At 37.4% G+C, this 15,881-nt stretch carries 9 protein-coding genes; 1 reads left to right on the forward strand and 8 read right to left on the reverse strand.

Going from position 1 to position 15,881, the window contains the following annotated elements:
- Nucleotides 1-77 precede the first annotated feature (77 nt).
- The gene (locus P0077_RS16165) at nt 78-797 is read left to right on the forward strand and encodes a carboxylesterase family protein (RefSeq protein ID WP_276166244.1); all 720 of its coding nucleotides are present in this window, start codon (nt 78-80) and stop codon (nt 795-797) included.
- A gap of 45 nt (nt 798-842) precedes the next feature.
- Here P0077_RS16165 and P0077_RS16170 read toward each other — a convergent pair whose 3' ends face one another.
- The 8 genes from P0077_RS16170 to P0077_RS16205 all read right to left on the reverse strand — a co-directional run bounded on the left by P0077_RS16170 (nt 843) and on the right by P0077_RS16205 (nt 15,849).
- Nucleotides 843-2,363 carry an FG-GAP-like repeat-containing protein gene (locus P0077_RS16170; RefSeq protein WP_276166245.1) on the reverse strand — a complete coding sequence of 507 codons (1,521 nt, stop codon included), beginning with the start codon at nt 2,361-2,363 and terminating at the stop codon, nt 843-845.
- Nucleotides 2,364-2,447: 84 nt separating this feature from the next.
- Entirely contained in the window at nt 2,448-5,780 is a 3,333-nt protein-coding gene (locus P0077_RS16175) for a VCBS repeat-containing protein (protein WP_276166246.1), read from the reverse strand.
- Between the two features lie 216 nt (nt 5,781-5,996).
- Nucleotides 5,997-7,604, reverse strand: a complete 1,608-nt coding sequence (locus P0077_RS16180; RefSeq protein ID WP_276166247.1) for a fasciclin domain-containing protein — start codon at nt 7,602-7,604, stop codon at nt 5,997-5,999.
- A gap of 40 nt (nt 7,605-7,644) precedes the next feature.
- A complete protein-coding gene (locus tag P0077_RS16185) occupies nt 7,645-9,348 on the reverse strand; it encodes a RagB/SusD family nutrient uptake outer membrane protein (protein WP_276166248.1) in 1,704 nt (567 codons plus the stop codon).
- A 3-nt stretch (nt 9,349-9,351) separates the two neighbouring features.
- On the reverse strand, nt 9,352-12,567 hold the full coding sequence (locus tag P0077_RS16190) for a SusC/RagA family TonB-linked outer membrane protein (RefSeq protein ID WP_276166249.1): 3,216 nt from the start codon (nt 12,565-12,567) through the stop codon (nt 9,352-9,354).
- Between the two features lie 317 nt (nt 12,568-12,884).
- On the reverse strand, nt 12,885-14,003 hold the full coding sequence (locus P0077_RS16195) for a THUMP-like domain-containing protein (RefSeq protein WP_349292960.1): 1,119 nt from the start codon (nt 14,001-14,003) through the stop codon (nt 12,885-12,887).
- A gap of 73 nt (nt 14,004-14,076) precedes the next feature.
- A complete protein-coding gene (locus tag P0077_RS16200; RefSeq protein WP_276166251.1) occupies nt 14,077-15,177 on the reverse strand; it encodes an AI-2E family transporter in 1,101 nt (366 codons plus the stop codon).
- Nucleotides 15,178-15,201: 24 nt separating this feature from the next.
- A complete protein-coding gene (locus tag P0077_RS16205) occupies nt 15,202-15,849 on the reverse strand; it encodes a DUF4159 domain-containing protein (protein ID WP_276166252.1) in 648 nt (215 codons plus the stop codon).
- Nucleotides 15,850-15,881 lie beyond the last annotated feature (32 nt).

Raw genomic sequence — 15,881 nt, forward strand, 5'->3', positions numbered from 1 at the left:
TTCTTTTTAGCGCTCTTTTTAATGTCGTATTTTTAACGGATGAATTCCGCTGTACTTCTGCGGATAAGAATTGATAAATGCTGCAAAGATTATATTTCATTTTACTCTGCTTTGTGTTACAGAGTTGTGCCGCCCAGTCAAAATATAAATTGGTCGATGCTGAACAAGAAACAATTATCAAAGAGAATTATAGCTATTATTTATACTTCCCGGAAGGATATGATGAAAAACCGGAAGAAAAGTATCCTTTATTATTGTTCCTTCATGGAGGAGGAGAGTCAGGAGATAGCTTGGTATATGTAAAAAGAAACGGACCGCCTAAATTGATTAAAAGAGGAAAGAAGTTTCCTTTCTTGATTTTAGCACCTCAGAACCCACAAAAGAAAATGTGGTGGAATACCCGTTCTGTTATGCAATTGCTAGATACTATAGTAGCGAATAATCGCGTGGACAAAAATAGAATTTATCTAACCGGGCTCAGTAGAGGAGGAGGGGCCGCCTGGGAAATGGCAGTTCAATACCCTACAAGATTTGCTGCCATGGCCGTTGTTTGCGGAATGACGCCCTTGCCCTATGCTTCTTGGATAGATAAGAAAATGCCCATTTGGGTTTTTCATGGGGAAGAAGACCGATCCATTCCAATTTCAGAGTCGGAAACCATGGTTTCCAAATTAAAAAGTATGGGACATGATATTCGCTTCACGCGATATCCAGGAGTAGGCCACGATTCTTGGATAAAAGCTTATGAAGATGATGAATTGTATGAGTGGTTTATGGAGCAGGAGCGAGTGGAGTGAGTAGGGTATCAGCTTCTTTTCTATTCTCCTTGAAATTTATTAAAATTAGTTAAGCTCGTTTTTGAGTAACATTATATCTACATCCGTATCTTTCCAAATGTTTAGAAAATCTTTAGGTACGGGGGTGAAGCCATATGTAAAGGAGCTTAAAATAATGTCTATGTCTCCATCGGAATCAACATCACCTGAGTCTAGCAATAACCAACGACCTAGTTTTGAGTTTGAAAAAGTAAAAGGCTTAAAGGAGAACATCTGCGCGTTTTTGTTTTCTAAATAGACAAAAGAGGATTCTGGATTCGTTGAATAATCGGGAAATGTAGATAGTATGCCAAAATCGAAATCTCCATCTTGATCAAAATCATTTACAACCACTCTAGTGGCTCCATTTAAAGGAAAGAAAAATTTCTCTTCAAAATGATTTGTACCATCATTTATGTGAATACGAAGACCGTGGTACGGTTTGTGAACATAGCTTTTGTCCGCATTATCGCCATGTACTGTAATTAGGTCATCGTCTCCATCCCCATCATAATCAATAAGCTCAAACCAGCTAGTACCGTAAACAGGACTAAATTTAATCACAGGATCAATAGTAAATTCAAGATTGCCTTGTTGATAGAGAATAAAGATGCTTTCTTTTCCTTGTGAGGCGAGTGTTATTAAATCATCTTTACCATCTCCGTTCATATCCTTGGCGATTGTTCTTATAAACCCTGGCTGATTTATCAGAATTTCTTTTTTATAATTCCCATTGTTTTCTTTTGAAAGTAATGATAAGCTTCCCGTGAAGTTTCCGAATTCACATATCACTAATTCATCATGACCGTTTTTGTTTAAATCTTTTGCGAGCGTATGAACAGGTCGGTGGAGGACAAAAGGTAATTGTTCATTAACATTCTTGGAGTTAATTTGGATATCACCACGAGCAATTTCAGACGGATTTAGGTTGCCGGTATTTGTAATGAAGGAAGATTTTAGGTTATTGGTGTATCCTGTAATAGGCCCGCCAGTGGTTGTTAACGTATCTATTTTCTTGCGTATAAAATTGTACTTTAACAAGTCCCCTTTTAAATCGCCCGAGATAATAGAATTGTCTCGTTCATCAAATTGTAAAAATGTTATAAATGTTCCTTTTGTGCTATCTAGTTGAATAGGTACAGCTTCAAACTGTTCAATTTTTTTATATTCCTTGGTAGCACTAGCTCGCAAGGAATCTGGTGCTAAAGAAATTATGTACTCCTTAAGTAAGTGCCACTCAGGTAAGGACAGTTGAGGTCTTGAAGGATATATTCCTGTTTGCATAATAGCATGTTGCTCGGTAAAAGAAACATTTTTGTAAGGGTTTACCGTAGAATCCTTAATGCCCATTCTGGCAGTCATATCTGGTAGCACGCCATTTTTCCAGATATGCTTTGGAAGGTCATCTATGGCTGGTAGTAAGTGGCAACTAGCACAATGGGTATTGTATAAAACAGCAGCTTTTTTTTCAGACGGAGAAGTGCATGAAATAGCTAGCCCAACGATTGCTAAAATGATAACCCGGATAAAATATCTGTTTTCTTCCATCTATTTTATACTGTTATTTTACTATAACAGTGTATGAGATCAATAAAAATGATTATAAGATATTTTTTTCAAAATTAAGACGATTTAATTTTGTTGAAATACGTTTATTTTTCCCCGGTTTTGAGATACGATAATAAAAGGATTGCCTCCACTAGCATTTTTGACCGTAATCATATCCTTAGCGTCTCCGGATACTTTAAATCCGCTTTCTAATGTATTTATAAATTTAAAATCACCTGTACCATCACCTTTTAGAAGCCCGCCATTAAATGCGTCATAGCGACCCACAAAAACTTCATTTCCATAATTGTTGCCTATCATAAGCAAATCCGCATTATTATCTCCATCATAATCTGTAGTGAGTATTCGGTTTATAGGAGCAACTTGAGCTTGTAAGGGCAATTGATGGTATTTGAATCCTCCATTCCCTACGTTCTCAAAATAGCTGGTCTTATCATGGTTAGCGTTCATTTCTAAGGCGCCTTCTAATTCTTTTGGACTAAATAATTCAGCTTGGGTTGTTTCTGCATATTCTCGGTAAAAATCAAATTTTGCACGAAACATTGGACTTTGACCAGATAGATCACCCCAAAAATTAATAGGGAACGACCGGTATGTTTGATCATTAAAATTGTCTTTGATGTATGCAAACATAACAGGGTCTACAGTTCCGTTGTTGTCAAAATCTTTAGAAAGTAAAGTAACAGGTCTGTCTTTTGAAGGTTGATAAATATTGTTGGAACCTAAATTCCCAACAATTAAATCTAAATCGCCATCATTGTCAAAATCATGGGTTACCATACTTTCCCACCAACCTGTTAAGCTGTCAAGGCCGGTTTCCTTAAATTTGACAAATTTAGATTTCTCATTTTTAAAGATTGTAATTGGCATAAACTCTCCGGTTACTATTAGATCTGCCAATCCATCTTTGTCCATATCTGCCCAAGTAGCATCTGTTACCATACCAATTTTATGGAGTTGGGGACAGTACGAGTCAGTAACATTTTCTAAGGTTCCTCCTGAATTTTTAAGAAGGTAACTGTTTTCGGGGAGTGGATAATTAGCAAACGGTGTTCTTCCTCCAATAAAAAGGTCAACGAATCCATCACCATCAAAATCATGTGCTTTTACAACTGATCCACTAGAGTTAATTTTCGGCATTTTATCAGTGGTCATAGAAAAATTACCGGATTCATCATTGATGAATAATCTATCTGTATAAAAAGGACTTTCTTTATCAAACTCATTACTTCCGGAAACAAGGTAAAGATCAAGGTCGCCATCATTTTCTAAATCAAACAATGCAATCCCTTCTTCTTCAAACTCTTTGTTTTTATCATCTTTAAATAATTGCGATTTTACAAAAGTCCCATCTTGGTTTTGAAGAAAAATTACAGGAGAAAACCCAGAAGCACTACCAACTATGAAGTCTTCGGTACCATCTCCATTAATGTCTCCAGTGGCTAAACATGGGCCGTTCTGTGTAAGTTTGTGGGGTAGGATGCGTTGCAAATTATAATCTACCTTGTCTTGTTCTTGATGAACATAATCAATGCCTACAGCTTTGGAAACTTCTTTGTAAATAGTTGGTAGCTCCTTTTGGATAAGAGGAAAACTCAATTTACTCAATTCTAAGCTGCTTGCATTTTCGTAATTGACATCTATTTTTTTGTTTACCTCCGTATTTTTGATTTGCTGAAATTTTCCATCGGGCCAAACTACTTCTATTGAAGCAATACTTTTAGTGTTGCCCAGGCCGAAATGAACAATGTCCTGGACGGAGGACATATAACCTCTTGTTAAATAATGTTCTTGATATTGAAAAGAACCGTCTTCTGAGCGAACTACAATTTTAGCCCCTATACCAGAAGCATTTGATCTTGGCCCCTGCAGTTTTATTGTAACGTAGTTGTTCTTTTTTTCTTTGCCTGTGTTAAGGTTGTTTTTAAACACAAAGGCCTCTTCATTAATGTTGTTCACTACATAATCCATATCTCCATCGCCATCTAAATCAGCAAAGACAGCACCATTAGAGAAAGAGGGAATATTTAGTCCCCATTCTTTACCAGCATCACTAAAAAGACCATTTTTTTCATTCTTGTAACTATAGTTTGGTATTTTGACAACAGGAATAGAGTCTAAGATTTGACTTGGTGATAGGAAACGGCGAACATTAAAATTAAACTCTCCAAAGTCTAGGTCCGTAATATCGCGAGGGAAACCATTTGTAATAAGTAAATCTTTGGCCCCGTCGTTATCAACATCTACAAATAGGGGAGACCAGCTCCAGTCCGTCCGTGATACGCCCGCCATAAGCCCAACTTCACTAAACGGTACATCCAAGCCTTGCCCCACGTGAAGCATATTTCTCATATATTGATAGCCATAGCCAAATTTCTCATTAAGGTTATAATCATTATATCTGCTGTCGCGGACAGTAGTTTTAAGTCTATAATTGGTTTCTCCCAACATGTCTATGGTAATGATATCCAAAAAACCGTCGTTATTATAATCCGAAATATCAGAGCCCATAGAAAACTTACTTTGGTGCTTTATAACTTTATCTATGGTGTTAGAGAAAGTTCCGTCACCATTATTGGTATACAGGATATCATTAGTAAGGTAGTCGTTACTGACATATATGTCTGGCCACCCATCATAATTTAAATCTGCAATAGCAAGGCCTAGACCATACCCTTCTATGGTAATACCAGCTTCTAAAGTAACATCGGTAAAAGTGTTATCTCCGTTATTTCTGTATAGTCTATCATTGCTCAATGCGGAACCATCTGTAATTTTTTCTCGGTAATTAGAGGGTAGTTCATGAATGTCTACATTGTTAAGTACATAAAGGTCCAGTAACCCATCTTTGTCATAGTCAAAGAACGTAGCGTTCATACTGTTGCCAGCATCGGCTATACCATATTCTTTAGCTAATTCTTTAAATGTAGGTTCTCCATTTTGGTTTAGCCCCTGATTTACGAAAAGCATATTTGTCTTTTCTTCTGGTTTAGTATACATGGCCGCACAAACGTATACATCTAAAAAGCCATCACTATTAATGTCTACTACGGCCACACCGGTTTTCCAAGATTTTATAGCTTCTATACCTGCCTTTTTAGAAATGTCCTTAAATTGAAAATCACCTTGGTTTAGGTAAAGTTTATTGGCTACTTGATTCCCGGTAAAAAAAAGATCTGGTTTTGAATCGTTGTTGAAATCTCCAACTGCGATACCACCACCATTAAATATGTATTCGCTGGTAAGGATGTTGAAACTATCCGTTTCAACAATTGTGTTGTTGAATGTTATGTTAGAATGGTCAGAATTTACTTGCGTGAACAGGGTGTCAGCTTTCTTCTCACAAGAGCTAAGTACTATAAGTGTAATAAATGAAATGAAGATGATTTTTTTCATTGTGTTTTTACTTGTGTTGTGGTAGGTAATAAAATAAGCTACTACGAAAATATCCTATTAAGTAGTTAACAAATTTAGAGAAATACATAGTAATCAGTAGGAAATAAATAGATTACCTTTTTAGAGGTGTTAATAAAAAACCACCCTACGCCATAGGGTACAGGGTGGTTTGTAGTTATGGACGTTTGATAACAACGTCTTGGTAAAATAATTTTATTACTCCATTGAATTAATAAAATCAATAGCACTTTTTGGTAGTAACACCTTATCTATAATATGGGCAATACCATTTCTTGCAAAAACATCCGGTGTTGTTATATTGGCATTTACATCGTTAGTTGCATCACCTATTACAAAATTCTCAGTGCCAACAACACTAATGATTTCGATATCATTTTCGGAAACTGTGGTTACCGATCCCGCTTCTAAATCTTCACTTGCTATTTTTCCTTCTAGTACATGATATAGAAGTATTTCACTAAGAAGTTCCTTTTCTTCGTCTGTATCAAAACTAGCTATACTCGTATAATCAGGTCCAAAAGCATCAAATAGGTCTGCAAAAGCTGCATCTGTTGGTGCAAATACAGTTGCAGGCATATGGTAGCTGAAATTTGTAGCCGTAGTATCTTGAACATTGGTCATGTCCTCAAAGGTTTTTACTAAATCAGTTTGAGCCAAGGCTTCCCCTAATACGCTCAATTGAGGCGTGCTGGCTACTGTAGTTGCTAAATCGTCAGATTCTAACAATGCTATAAAATCTAATGCGGCCTGAGGTAAAAGTACTTTGTCAATTATATCTACAAAGCCATTTTTAGCGTCTATATCTGCGGTAACTCTAGTAGCCGTTATTGGTGTACTATCTCCAAACTCAAATCCTCCGGATGCCCCCGTTACTTCAACAGTGTTATCTTCTAAAAGAGTTTCGGCAGCTCCTGCCATTAAATCGATAGACCCATCTACAGGCTTTAATATATGATATGAAAGAACATCTGCCAACAAAGATTTTTCAACATCATTATCAAAATCTTCAAAGCTGTTGTAGTCACTTCCCAATGCAGCAAACAAATCCTCAAAAGCTTGATTGTTAGGGGCTAGGAGTCTTGCGGTATCTAATTCTACAACTGCATCTGCCAAACCTGCCGTATCTAGGGCAATTGCAAATAGACTTAAGTCTTCTGTACCTTTTGCCCATTCTAGGATAGAAGGTCTAGTATCAAAACTTAAAGCTTCAATTGCTCCCTGTGGTAAAAGAACTTTATCAATAAAATGCACAATACCGTTATCGGCATAACCATTTGGTTGGGAAACGTTAGATACGGGGTTGGTTTGTGTTAGCTTAGTAGCATCCAATAACTGAACATCTCCATCTGCTGTAACCACTACCGAAAGGTCGTCTCCTAGAACAGTGGTTAGTGTTGCTCCATCTGATAATGAACTGGCTTCTAGATTACCAGGAACTACATGATATGTTAATATCTGTGAAAGTAGTGTAGGATCTATATCCGCTAACATAGCATCAGTTGCGGATCTGTCATCGTTGGATTCAAAACCAAGAGATTCCGCAAGCGTAGTAAATGCACCATCGGTGGGGGCAAATACAGTAAAGGGACCAGTACCTTCTAAAGTAGAGGGTAGGTCTCCTGTAGCAGTATTAAGGGCAGCATCCAAGGATGTTAAGCTACCACTGGCACTAATTCTTGTATAAACCGTACCCGGGCCAATGATGGCACTGCCAAGCCCGTCGACATCATCGTCATTACAGGATCCGAGTCCTAGTAATGCGAGCATCGATAAAACAATACTTATAGTTCGAAAATTATTCATGTCTATATTTTGTTAAGATTTTTATTGCTTAAAGTTTTAATTAATACCCAGGGTTCTGCTCTAAAATGCCACCACTTTGGTCAATTGCATTTACAGGAATTGGGAATAAATCATGTTTCTCCGTGTATGTTTTAAACTTAGAACCATAATCGGACTGGTTAAGGTCTTCTGCTTCATTGGCAATGTAGGTGTTGATTACCTGTTCCGCAACATCCCATCTTCTAAGGTCGAATAAACGGTGACCTTCCATACCAAATTCCAAGCGACGTTCAAAACGAACCGCTTTTCTTGCAAATTCTTGGCCGGCAAAAGCTCCGTAGGGCTCAATCTGGTAATTAGCGGCAGGACCATCACCTGCTTCATTTTGAACATAGGTCATGTTTTTCGCTCTGTTTCTAACCATATTTACATACTCAAGTGCTAAAGAAAGATCTGGAGTGGATTTTTCAACAGCGGCTTCAGCAGCCATTAACAAAACATCAGCAAAACGCATTACGTTGTAATTGATCCCAGACCAATCAGACCCCCAGCCGCCTGTACCACGGTTAGCATCTACTTCATCTGCTTGATATACATTCTTTTTTGGTAAATAAGGTCCAGAGATATCTTTAAAAGTAGCTCTTATCCATTCCTTTCCAGGATTTGGACCAAAACCATTATAGTCAATACCTCTTCTAGACACTGTATAATCTAACCTAGGATCTAAAGGTCCGGTGTGTGGGGTAAAGTCATCGGCACTATCAATACCGTAGTCACTTGCTACATCAGTATTAGCAAAGGTGTCTAGCAAAGGTTGTCCGCTACCATCTGTTTGGTAAGCATTTACCAAATCTTGAGTAGGTTGGTAAAAACCACAGCATGTTCCTAAAGGACCACCACCGGGAAAATTTAAAGTTCCCGCACCGTTACCATTAAAAGAACGTCCGTCATCAGAGACGAACTGTATGGCAAACATTGATTCCGAGCTATTTTCTCCAGCGAAGTTAAAGTTGCTTACGTATTCAGGGTTTAAGGAATATGGACTTTCCATAGCAACTTCGTTTAACAAAGTAAAGGCTTCGTCCCATTTTTCTTGATACAAATACGCTTTTCCTAGGAATGCTTTTGCAACCCAAGAATTTGCTCTACCATTAACCACTTCTGGTCCTAGGTTATCAATTGCAGCTTGAAAATCAGCTTCAATTTCAGACCATACCGGCCCTGGGTTTGGTTGGTTGAATTCCAAATTATCAAGATTTTCAACAGAAATAAAAGCAGGGTTTCCGTAAAATTTCTGTAATTCAAAGTTATAATATCCTCTTAAAAAAGAAGCTTCTCCAAATTGTTGGGCAAAATCTCCTTCCGGTATAGTTGCAATTAAAGACAATACGGCGTTTGCGCTATTGACCCCACCATATAGAGCACTCCACCTTCCTAAAAACCAGCCGTTACCGGTTTGCCAGTCTAAGGTCTCGATTTGAAATAATTCAGTGTTATCTCCATCGGTACTTCCTCTGTGGGCATCATCAGCAACTACATCTGTCCACCAGTTATCACCACCAGTGGAAACTCCTTCTCCTTGTCGGTTAACGCGTTCACCATCCATTGCCGAGTATGCCGCGGTCAGTTTCAAATCAACGCCCGTTGCATTTTGCAAGGCTTCGTCCGAAAGTGCTCCGGTTGGGGCAACTTCTGTGAAGTCGTCACTACATGCACCTAGCATAGCGCATGCGAGTGTTATTGAGTAAAATATATTCTTTTTCATTTTTTAAAATTTTAAGTTAACACCTAGTGAATAAATTGAGGCTAACGGATAGTTGTTATCGGATACCCCAATTGTAAGGTTGTCGATAGAACCATCATCTTTAAATCTTGGTTGTAATTCTGGATCAACACCATCATAACCAGTAATAGTGAATAGGTTTGTTCCTTGAAGATAGAATCTAACACTATCCATACCTAATAAACCAGAAATCTTATCATTAAATGTGTAACCGATCTGAAGGTTTTTCATTCTCATGTACGAACCATCTTCTACGAAAAATGAATTTGCAGACCCTTCATTGTTGGTGATACTTTGGCTAAGGGCCGGTAAACTAGCATCAAGATTATCTGGTGTCCATGAATCCAATACTCTCACGCTTCTATTAGCGTTGAAGAAAGTGGGAAGGTCCGTGTAAACTTTATCGTTGTTGAAAATGTCATTTCCTTGAGAGCCCTGTAAGAAGGCAGACAGATCAAAACCTTTATAACCCATTGTAAGGTTAATACCATACGTGAAATCTGGGTGAGGAGAACCTATGAAAGTTCTATCTGCATCATCAATTGTACCGTCGTTATTTAAATCACTATACTTAAATCTACCTACACCATCAGCAGGGGTTGCAAAGCCTTGATCAGCACTAGCACTAACTTCGGCCTCAGAAGCAAATATTCCATCAACCACTCTGCCATAAAAAGAAGAAATAGGTTGCCCTTCTTGTGTTCTTGTAACAGCACCCGTTGTTCTAAAGTTATCAAACCCTACTTGAAAAGCGCTAATTAGCTCCGTAACCTCGTTTTTGTAACTAGAGAAGTTAAGGTCAATACCATACCTGAAACCTGAATTTAATTCATCTGCAAAGCTAAGAGTAGCATCAATACCTTTGTTCTCTATAGAACCAAGGTTTACATAGGGAGCATTTGAAGCAATTGATGTAGAACTAAATAAGTTACCATCTTGATTAATTAAATCTTTGGTGTTGATGATGAAGTATTCCGCACCAAGGCTTAATTTATTGTCAAAGAAACCAAGTTCAATACCAAAGTTGGTGGTTTCACTAGTTTCCCATTTTAAATCTGGGTTACCTGCTGATTCTAAAATAGCACCTTGTGATACACCGCCACTACCATTAAAACCGTAATTGGCGTATTGTTCACTTAAAACAGAAATATTATAAGTAGGGTTGCCCACAGGTAATGTTTGGTTTCCTAACTGTCCCCATGACCCTTTAAATTTTAACCTACTTACGAGACCATCTTCAGGCCAGAAATTTTCGTTACTAACCACCCAACCTGCACTGAAAGATGGGAAAATATCACTTTTATTGTCTCCGATGAATCTTGAAGATTTATCTTGACGCACAGTAGCGGTTAATAAATATTTACCTCCGTAGCTATAGTTGGCAGTACCAAAAACTGAAAATAGGGAAGAAGCATTGTCATAGGCTTCTGCAACGTTTGCAGCGCCTCCACCATTTTCTAACAAATAGTATTCAGGGGTTTCGAAGAAAAAATCGGTTCTTGAAATATCTTTACCTTTTGATGTAACATTTAATGCTTCTATACCTACTAGAGCATTTATACTGTGTTCACCAAAAGATTTGTTGTAGCTTAACGTATTGTTCCATACCCATTCGTAATTATCGTAATCACGTTCTTCTAGGGTGTTTGTGGCAATGGGCTCAGAAGACTCAGGAATCAAAGCTCTAAAACGTCTATCATTGTATGCTTTAATTGATCCACCAATAGAAGTTTTGAATTGTAATCCATCAATTATGTCGAGTGTTGCATATATATCACCAAAAACTCTGAAAGATTTTTCAAAATTATCTGCTTGCCTATTTGCTTCGGCAACCGGGTTGTTAGGATTAGAGAGTCCTGTGTCATTGCTATAGTTACCTGCGTAAGCCCCTGCGTCATCATAGACAGGAACTAATGGAGACATTCTGGTTGCAAAGTTAAACCAAGATTGACCTCCGCTCTTTCTGTCAAAAGAGATATTAGCGTGTTGTCCTATTTTAATACGATCACCAATTTTGAATTCTGAATTCAATCGAGTGGATCCCCTTTTAAAACCAGTAGCGATCTGAATACCCTGACGGTTTAAATAGCTAGCTGAAAACAAGAATTTAGATTTTTCATTTCCGTTTTCAAGGGTTATAGAGGCATTTTGAGTAATTGCAGTTCTGTATATCTCATCTAGCCAGTCTGTTCCTCCATTTGGTTTTACAGTTGCGGAAATTCCGTCCGGGGTTCTTTGTAAAGTTTCCGGTGTCACGGGATTTCTTCCGCTACCATACTGTGCATGTGATGGGATACCACCGTCATTCCTAATACTCTGGAATATCATTGCTCCATGCTGCTCTGTGTCTAGTAGCTCCGGTAAGTTTGTGGCGGTTGAAAAACCAGTATAGGTGTCAACCGAGACCCTTGCCGTATCCATATTATAACCACCACCTCTGGTAGTAATAATCACAACACCGTTAGAAGCCCTTGCTCCATATATAGCTGCCGCACCATCTTTAAGTACGTTCATTTGCGATATATCCGCAGGGTTTATGGAGTTTAAGATACTGGCATCATCTGTCTGCACTCCATCAATAATATATAATGGATCGTTACTGTTACCAGTACCATACCCCCTGATTCTTACGGTTGGAGATGAGCCTGGTGATCCATTGTTGGTTATGGTAACCCCGGAAACTCTACCTTGTAACGCTTCTGCCGCGTTCACTATAGGAGCTTTGGTGGCTTCTGAAATATCTACGCTTCCAACAGAACCTGTTAGATCTCCTCTAGTTTGTGTAGAGTACCCTGTAACTATTACCTCCTCTAATGCAGCAGCATCTTCTACCATAGTAACGTCTACAGTAGTTTGGCCATCTAAAGTTACTTCTTGGTTTTTAAACCCGATGTAGCTAAAGACCAAAACAGATCCTTCATCTGCATTTATGGTGTAATTACCATCAAAATCTGTTTGTGTGCCCGTAGTAGTTCCTTTAACTATTACATTGGCTCCCGGTAACGGAAGACCTCCAGAGTCTAACACCGTTCCGGTAATTGTTGTTTGAAAAATGTCCTTTACCTCAATTTTGAGGTCTGAACTTGAATTTGCAAAGGCCGTTTGTGGCCCAGCACAAATCATCATTGAGAAAAGTCCAATTCCTAGTGTGGAAATTTTGCTCTTGGACCTTAACGATTTGTAATCGCGTTTTTGGTTCATAGTGTGAGTGTTGTTTGTTAGTTTATTAAATCCTTATTTTTCTTGCCGAATGTTAAGAAAAACAAAAAATAAATGTAACAATTATATAAATATGTAAAAAATAGGATGCAGGTTATTTTTGTAAGCGTATCATCAGGGCAATGGTAAAAATGTTGCATGGATGTCGCGCATAAATTTTTGTAGGACTATGTTTACGTTGATATTGTGTCTAATACGAACAATTAGGGGTGTTTTAGCCAATGCTTCATATGTTGTAAACATGTTTAGTTTTTCTGAAAAAAAAATTAAAGATTAACACAAAAATTTAATGGCAAGTGTTAAAATTTGACCTTTTTGCACTGTAGAACTATAACGTTTTCGTCAAGATTTCTAATGAAAAAGAGATAATTTTCGCCGCCATCTTTGATTTTCATCTTCTTTCTAATGGTAGCTACGCTTTCAGGAAAGTTCCTTGTAGTTATGTTTGCGTTCTTGATTCCTGCTTTTTTTAAAGCCGATTTATTGTAGGGTAGGATGTCTTCAATTATAAACCTGCGACCAGGGAAATCGATCAGGCTGTCCGAAGTGTATAAATGGGTATTTGTATGTAGTTTCTTTAATTGCTTTACTTGACCAATGATTTTAAACGCTCCTGATTTGAGGATGGCTGCATTGGGTTCGTAGAGGTAGGTTAATGGTTCCGAGAACTCGGAAACCACTTCTTTTTCGGAATTAAGGGAAAAATCAAAGGTTTGATTGTTTTGAGCGCTTTTATTTATTGTTTTTATAGAAATGCCTCCATGATACCCTTTTTGTAAAACCCATAGTAATTCTTTTACATCATTATTTATGGCAATTATATGTATTTCCTTAATGTGATTCAGTTCATTTATTCCTGCGGAAATATCTAATAAGGGAGCTGTTTTTATAAGAATTTTATCGGATTTGGAGAATAATAAATCCAAATTTTCGACAACATTGGGTAGACAATCCGAGAGTAAAAAAACACGTTGTTTTAAATCGTCTCTTCTGGATGGGTCAATATAAATCCAATCAAAATTGGTCTTAGAATTCTTTATAAAGTCCAAGCCATTTTGCGCATGCGATGTTACGTTGATGGCTTCCAAAATTTTAAAATTATGAGCTGCAATTTCAGATAGATTTGGGTCTAGTTCACAGTGATGAACTTGATCTGTTTTCTTGCTGAAAAAATAGCTGTCAATACCTAGTCCTCCAGTAACATCTACAAGGGATTTTCCACTGACTAAATCCGCTTTATATTTGGCTGTAATTTCGGAAGAAGTTTGCTCAATATTTAATTTGTTGGGGTAGTAGATATTGCTGGCAGAAAACCAAGTTGGTAGTTTTTTTTCTGATTTTTTACGTGCTTCGAGCTGTTCTACCAGCTCACTATTGGAAACATTGGTAAAAATAGGTTTTTTGAGTAAAACTGACATGATGTCAGTACTCTTATTTTTTATTATAAATTTCTGTACACCAGTATGTAATATATTTTTATTCAAACTAAAACTATAAACTTTTGGTAAGTGATTTAACCAGCTTATTTTCGGATAGAAACTCCTTCAGAATCACCTTAATTGCGGTGTATCCGGGTACGGCAACTATCATTCCTACTACCCCAAAGAGTAATCCTGCGATAATTATTATTAAGAAAATTTCAAGCGGATGAGACTTTACGCTATTCGAAAAAATTAGGGGTTGAGAAAAGAAATTATCCACTAACTGTCCTACTAATAATCCTATTAAAACATAGCCTGCTTTTGGTAAAATTACAGTGCTAAAATCCATACCCAAATTACTTGTCATTGTAAGCACGATCATGATGACTCCACCAATGATCGGACCTACATAAGGAATGATATTGAACAAGGCACATAAGAAGGCAATTACAATGGCATTTTCAATACCTACGATGAGCAATGTTATGGTATAGATTACGAACAAAATAAAAATCTGAAGTAGTAAACCAACAAAATATCTGGAAAGAAGATTATTGATTTTATTTATAGAATGAATGGTTCGTTTTTCGTTACTCTCGTTTACGAAAGCCAAGATTCCACTTTGAAAAAGGTTGCTATCCTTTAAGAAAAAGAAAGAGATGAAAAGAACAGAAAACAGACCAATACTGGCTGTACTTAATACATTTAAAAATGAATTAAGAAAATTGGGGATAAAACCAATGTTTAAACTATCTACAATGGTCTTTTCAAAGTCCGTTTCTTCAATAATTTCGTCAACCACGTTAGGTGCGGTTCCTATGAAATTCACAATTTGATCATGTAAGGAGTCTAGGTTTTGTTCCAGTTGATTTATGTCTAGTAAAGAAAGGTTTTTACCTTGTTCGGTAAGTAAGGGTACAAAAAGGGCTATAATCCCGGCTAAGATACCTACCATTAGGACCATTGTAATTATAACTGCCAAGGTGTTGGGCACTTTTAATTTACGTCTAAGGAAAAATACAACGGGTCTCCCTATTAGGGCGATTACCGCTGCAATAGCTAAATATGCAATTACGGATTGTATCATCCATAAAAAGTAAAGTAATAGCGCTACACCAAGTATAATGCCTACTGAGCGTAGAATACCTTGGCTAATTGTTTTTGCGTCCATTAGTAATTTGGTTTTTGTCTTTCACTAATTTTTAAAGGCATAGGTCATTATATTGGCACCCATTTGTAGTGCTTTTGTTCTAATTTCTTCAGGGTCATTATGTACGGATGGGTCTTCCCAGCCATCACCCAAATCACTTTCTGTAGTGAATAACAGTACGAGTCGGTTTTCTTGAAAAACACCCAAAGCTTGAGGTCTTTTTCCGTCGTGCTCATGGATTTTAGGTAATCCATCGGGAAACTTGTAAATTTCTTTAAAAATAGGATGGTCACTACCTAGCTCTTCTAAAGTACTGTTAGGGAATACCTTTTCTAGCGCTTTTTTTAGGTAAGGGGCCATGCCGTAATTGTCATCAATATGTAAAAAACCACCGGAAAACAGGTAGGTTCTTAGATTTTCCGCTTCTTCATCGGAAAAAACTACATTACCGTGTCCTGTCATGTGTAAAAACGGATATTGAAAAATAGTACTGCTACCCACTTCTACGGTTTGAGGTTTCTCATTTATTTCAGTACCGGCATTTTCATTACAAAACCGAATTAGATTGGGTAGTGCCGTGGGGTTCGCATACCAATCCCCGCCGCCATTATATTTTAAAATAGCAACTTCTTGTGCCTGAACCTGTGCTAATGCTAGGGTGAGGATAATAACAAAATACGAAAGTTGTTTCATTTGTAATCAAACTGAATAACCATAAATCAAAT

This window comes from Zobellia alginiliquefaciens (assembly GCF_029323795.1).
Classification (GTDB): Bacteria; Bacteroidota; Bacteroidia; order Flavobacteriales; family Flavobacteriaceae; genus Zobellia; species Zobellia alginiliquefaciens.